Here is a 4,578-nt window from a genome sequence, read left to right on the forward strand (position 1 = left end):
ACCGTCGGTCGCGTCGCGGAGACCCAGCAGGGTCTCGCCGGTCGTGGATTTGCCACAGCCAGATTCGCCGACCAGTCCGAGCGTCTCGCCCTCCTCGATGGCAAAGGAGATGCCATCGACGGCTTTCACGCTCTTGGGCTCGCGGCCGAGCAGGCGGTCGGTCAGCGTGTCCTGTTCGAAGTAGTACTTCTGCAGTTCCTCGACGCGGACGAGGTGGTCAGTCATCGTTTGCCTCCATGGGTTCGGTTCGTTCGTCGCCCTCGAAGTAGTTCGACGGAAGTGCTCTCGCCTCGTCGTACTCCACCTCGGTGAGCACACAGCGCGCTTCGTGTTCGGGACTGCCACCCGCGTCGTGCATCGACGGATGTGACAGACACTCCTCCATCGCCTTCGGACAGCGGTCGGCGAAGTAACAGCGGTCGTCCATCTCCGAATCGATCAGGTCGGGGACGTTCCCCTCGATGGGTTGTAGCCGCGGTGCAGGGTCCTCCAAGTCGGGAAGCGACCCGAGCAGTCCCTGCGTGTATGGGTGGACCGAGTCATCGAACACGTCTTCGAGCGTCCCGTGTTCGACCAGTTCCCCGGCGTACATCACGCCGACGCGGTCGCACATCCGGGCGACGACGCCGAGGTTGTGCGTGATGAGCATGATGCTCATGCCCGTGTCGGCCTGCAACTCCCGAAGCAGGTCGAGGATCTGGGCCTGAATCGTTACGTCCAGCGCCGTCGTCGGCTCGTCCGCGATGAGCAGGTCGGGTTCACCGGCGAGTGCTTGGGCGATCATTGCCCGCTGGAGCATTCCGCCCGAGAACTGGTGAGGATACTCGTCGGCACGGTCCGCCGGGTCGGGAATCCCGACCTGTTCGAGCAGTTCGACGGCCTTCGCCCGACTCGGCTCGCTGACGTAGTCCCGGGACGGGAAGATGGTCCCCGCGATGAGGCTTCCGAGGCCGTAGCCCTGCGTCCGCGAGCGCGTCGAACGCGGGTTCGACTTCGCTCGTCGTTGGACTTCGACCGCCTCGGCGATCTGCTCGCCGACCGTGATCGACGGGTTGAGGCTGCTCATCGGATCCTGGAAGATCATGCTGAACGACGGACCGCGCAGGGCGCGGCGTTCCCGCGTCGTCAGCTGCCGGATGTCCACGAACTCGCCATCGACCGCCTCGGGACGATTGCCTCCGACTTCCTCGGCGAGCGTGGCGTTCCGATACCACACCTCTCCCGACGTGATCCTGCCGGGCGACTCCACGAGGTCGATGATGGAGAGCGCGGCGACGCTCTTTCCGGACCCCGATTCGCCGACGACGCCGAACACTTCCTCCTCCCGCACATCGAAGCTGATGGATTCACAGGCGTTGACCTGCCCGTTTTCGGTGAAGAATCGGGTCGAGAGGTCACGTACGCGAAGCAGGTCGCTCATACGCCACCCCCTTCGCCGTCGATGCCGGGGTCGAGCGCGTCGCGCAACCAGTCACCGACGAGGTTGATGCCGATGACGGTGATGACGATGGCCAATCCCGGCACCGTCGAAATCCACCACGACGTGGCGAGGTAGTCCTTCCCCTGTGAGATGTCGAAGCCCCACGAGAGGTTTACCCCGGAGAAACCGAGGTAGGACAGCGAGCTTTCGAGCAGGATGATGGCCGCGATCTGGATGGTCGCCAGCACGATGATGGGCGTCACGCTGTTCGGCAGGATGTGTTTACGAAGGACGAACGAGTGCTTCGCACCCACCGAGCGGGCCGCCTTGACGTACTCCTCGCCGACGACCGTCAGCGCCTCGCCGCGTGAGACACGGGCGAACCACACCCAGTTGACGAGCGCGACGACGACGACGACCGTCGCCGAGACCCCGATTTTGGCGGGCATCCCGGAAACGAGGCCGCTGGCCACGAAGGGGTCGGGTACCCTGATGACCTGTTGGTCGAACATGCCGACGAGCGCAATCGCCAACACGAGCGACGGGAACGCCAACATGATGTCGGCGCTCCGCATCAGCGCGTCGTCTACGAGTTCACCGTAGTATCCCGCGACCAGTCCGACGGTGACGCCGATGAGCATCGCCAACAAGGTCCCGAAGATACCGACGAGGAGCGACGTTCTCGCCCCGTAGATGACCCGTGAGAGGATGTCCCTTCCGAGTTGGTCGGTCCCGAGCGGATGGGACGGCTGTGCTTTCACGTAGGACGTGTTGTTGACGATCTTCACTTGTCCATCGACCATCTTCGAACTCGTCTGCGTCGTCTGCTTGCTGAAGCCGAGCGGCGGCAGTTTCGAGTCGTCCAAATTCTGGTTGTACGGGTTGTGCGGGGCGATGAACGGCGCGAACACCGCGACGAGAATGACCGCGATGACGAGCACGAGGCCGATCTTCGCCAGCAGGCTGCTTCGGAACTCACGTTTGAGGTTCCGGAGCGTTCGGGGCGAGATCATTCGTAGACCACCTGCGGGTTGATGTACGCGTACAGGAAGTCCACGGCGATGTTCACGAGGACGAAGCCCGTCCCGATGATGATGAGCGTCCCCTGAATGAGCGGCCAGTCACGGGTGTTGATCGAGTGGATGATCAGCGTCCCGAGGCCGGGCCACGCGAACACCTGCTCGGTGATGACCGCGCCGCCGATGAGCGTCCCCAGTTGCAGACCGAGAACAGTGATGACGGGAATGAGCGTGTTCCGGAGCGCGTGTTTGTATCGCACGAGCGTCTCCGGCAGTCCCTTCGCCCGCGACGCCCGGATGTAGGTCTTCCCGAGCTCGTCGAGCATGCCGCTCCGGGTCAACCGCGTGATGAGCGCGGTGAAGTACGTTCCCAGCGTGATCGCCGGGAGGAAGATGTGTTTCCCCCACGAGACGAGTCCGCTAATGCTCCCCTGCGTGAGAAGCATCTCCACCGCCGGGAAGAACCCCATGCCGCGATGGCCGGTTGGGAACGACCCGCCGACCGCCAGCAGCAACACCAGCATGATGCCGAGCCAGAAGTTCGGCGTACTGATGCCCGTCAGCGAGAACGTCGTCGCCAGGTAGTCGACCGGGTCGTGGCGTCGCGTCGCGCTGATGACGCCCAACGGGATCGAGAGCACGATGGCGACGATGCTGGACGCGACGGCGAGTTCGATGGTCGCCGGAAGCCGCGCGAAGATGCGCGAACTGGCTTGCGTCCCGGAGACGTACGAGTACCCCATATCCCCGTGCAGGAGGTTCCAGATGTACTCGCCGTACTGGACGTACAACGGTTTGTTCAGGCCGAGTTCCATTGCGATTCTGTGTTTCAACTGTGGCGAGGCGTTCAACGGAGCGATGACCGTGATCGGACTTCCAGGTGTGACGAACCTGAGGAGAAACACCACGGTAACGACCCCCCAGATGACGAAAATTCCCTGTAAGCCCCGTCGGATCAGGAACCGTCCCATCGACATCTATGAACACCCCATCGATAGCGGATTCATCTACTTTGGAGAGATGGCGTAGGCGTCGATACGTTCGTCACGGCGAGCCTCCCAGTTGATACGCTGGCTGACGCCGTACACACTGTACTGCCGGTTGAGGAAGATCCACGGCGCTTGGTCGTGGAGCGTTTTGTTGATCTTGTACAGTTTCTGGTTCCGCTTGTCCCCGCCCGGCATGTTCTGTGCTTCCTTCATCATCTTGTCCACGTCCTTGTTGCTGTAGGACGTGAGCGCCCCGTTCGTCGTGAGGAGCGGGATAATGGTCTGGCTCGCGTCGAACGTCGCGTTCCCCCAACCGATGAGGTAGAACTTCGGACCGGTGTCGATCTTGCCGTCGGTCAACTCCCCGGCGAGCGAGTTGAAGTCACGCTGTTTCACCGAACAGTTGACGTTCTTGAGCTGGTCGATCTGTTTGGCCACCGCCTGTGCGATTTCCACGTCCTTCAGGTACCGTCCGACGGGCGTGTGAAGCGTGATTTTCGCCCCGGCGTTGCCGCTCTCCTCGACGAGCTGTTCGGCCTTCTTCTTGTTCGCCGGGTACGGTTTGACGTTCGAATTGTAGCCGGTGAACCCTTCCAGCGTTGGCTGGCCGGTCGGACCGGCGAAACTGGAGAGGATGTTCTCGATGATGCTGTCGAGGTCGATGGCGTAGTTCATCGCCTGCCGGAACTTCGGGCTGTCGAACGGTTTCGCGTCGTAGCGCATCGCGTTGTAGATGATGCGCGTGCTCGGAACGGCCGAGAGGGTGGTTTTCTTCGAATTCTTCACGTTCCCCGCATCCTGCGGCGGGACGTTGACGATGATGTCCGTCTCGCCGTTGAGCAGTTGGTTAACCCGGGTGCTCGACTCCTTCGCCGCGTTGAACGTGAGTTCCGACACCGCCGCCGGGTCGCGCCAGTAGTCCTCGTTGCGCTCGAAGACGACTTTCACGTCCTCGGTGTACTTCTTGAGCCCGAACGGGCCGGTTCCGTTCATGTGCTTCGCGATGTAGTTCTTCTCGTGGCTCTGCACCCACTTCTTCTGCATGACGTCGCAGTAGGTCGCAAAGAGGCCGAACACGATGGGGTTCACGCCGTCCGACGTGACCTCGACTTTGCCGTCTTTGACCTCCGCGCCGGTCACGCCCGAGAGC

Annotated in this window: 5 protein-coding genes; all 5 read right to left on the reverse strand. The window is 62.3% G+C overall.

Translation table 11 applies throughout. The features are described from left to right. Positions 1-225, reverse strand: a 225-nt coding sequence (locus WBV42_RS06310; protein ID WP_423985272.1) for an ATP-binding cassette domain-containing protein, incomplete at its 3' end; no start/stop codon positions are given. Beyond that, complete coding sequence (locus WBV42_RS06315; protein ID WP_423985273.1) at positions 218-1,420, reverse strand: ABC transporter ATP-binding protein; 1,203 nt, start codon at positions 1,418-1,420, stop codon at positions 218-220. The genes WBV42_RS06315 and WBV42_RS06310, both read right to left, overlap by 8 nt. Next, positions 1,417-2,433, reverse strand: coding sequence for an ABC transporter permease (locus tag WBV42_RS06320; protein ID WP_253227243.1), 1,017 nt, complete (start codon positions 2,431-2,433; stop codon positions 1,417-1,419). Before WBV42_RS06320 ends, WBV42_RS06315 begins: the two co-directional genes overlap by 4 nt. Beyond that, positions 2,430-3,416 carry an ABC transporter permease gene (locus tag WBV42_RS06325; RefSeq protein ID WP_423985274.1) on the reverse strand — a complete coding sequence of 329 codons (987 nt, stop codon included), beginning with the start codon at positions 3,414-3,416 and terminating at the stop codon, positions 2,430-2,432. Before WBV42_RS06325 ends, WBV42_RS06320 begins: the two co-directional genes overlap by 4 nt. A 30-nt stretch (positions 3,417-3,446) precedes the next feature. Continuing rightward, a partial coding sequence (locus WBV42_RS06330) for an ABC transporter substrate-binding protein (RefSeq protein WP_423985275.1) occupies positions 3,447-4,578 on the reverse strand: 1,132 nt, incomplete at its 5' end.

The sequence above is a fragment of the Haladaptatus sp. genome, assembly GCF_049589095.1.
GTDB lineage: Archaea > Halobacteriota > Halobacteria > Halobacteriales > Haladaptataceae > Haladaptatus.